Here is a 1,053-nt window from a genome sequence, read left to right on the forward strand (position 1 = left end):
CGACCCGGACGCGTCCGGCAAGACATACACGCGTCGCGGTGGATTCCTGTACGAGGCGGGGGAGTTCGACCCTGGGTTCTTCGGGATCAGTCCGCGTGAGGCCGTGGCGATGGATCCGCAGCAGCGCCTGCTGCTGGAGACCACGTGGGAGACGTTCGAGCGGGCCGGTATCGACGCGGAGTCGGTGCGGGGCAGCCGTACCGGAGTCTTCGTCGGCTCCGGCTACCAGGACTACGCCGCCCAGGCCTTCCACGCGGTCGACGACTCCGAGGGCTTCTTCGGCACGGGCAACTCCGCGAGCATCATGTCCGGCCGCATCGCCTACACCCTCGGTCTGGAAGGGCCGGCCGTCACCGTCGACACGGCGTGCTCGTCGTCGCTCGTCGCCCTGCACTGGGCGGTCCAGGCCCTCCGCAACGGCGAGTGCTCCATGGCGCTGGCCGGCGGCGTGATGGTCATGTCCACCCCGCGGGCCTTCGTGGAGTTCAGCAGGCAGCGCGGGTTGTCCGCCGACGGCCGCTGCAAGGCGTTCGGCGCCGGGGCCGACGGCACCGGCTGGGCCGAGGGCGTCGGCATGCTCCTGGTGGAGCGGCTGTCCGACGCCCGCCGCAACGGCCACCGGGTGCTGGCCGTCGTACGGGGCAGCGCCGTGAACCAGGACGGCGCGTCCAACGGACTGACCGCGCCGAACGGACCGGCGCAGCAGCGGGTCATCCGCCAGGCACTCACCTCCGCGGGCCTGACCGCCGCCGACATCGACGCGGTGGAGGCGCACGGTACGGGGACGAGGCTGGGTGACCCGATCGAGGCGCAGGCGCTGCTCGCCACGTACGGGCAGGAGCGGTCGCAGGACCGGCCGTTGTGGCTGGGCTCGCTGAAGTCCAACATCGGTCACGCCCAGGCGGCCGCGGGTGTCGGCGGCATCATCAAGATGGTCATGGCGATGCGGCACGGTGTGCTGCCGCGGACGCTGCACGTGGACGAGCCGACGCCGCACGTGGACTGGTCGGCCGGTGACGTGCGGCTCCTGACCGAGGCCGTCGACTGGCCGGA

At 72.1% G+C, this 1,053-nt stretch carries 1 protein-coding gene; it reads left to right on the forward strand.

Going from position 1 to position 1,053, the window contains the following annotated elements; genetic code table 11:
• Nucleotides 1-1,053: beta-ketoacyl synthase N-terminal-like domain-containing protein (locus IE244_RS43470; protein ID WP_229854295.1), on the forward strand; the 1,053-nt coding region annotated here is incomplete at both ends.

The organism is Streptomyces filipinensis (genome assembly GCF_014649495.1).
Lineage (GTDB): Bacteria > Actinomycetota > Actinomycetes > Streptomycetales > Streptomycetaceae > Streptomyces > Streptomyces filipinensis.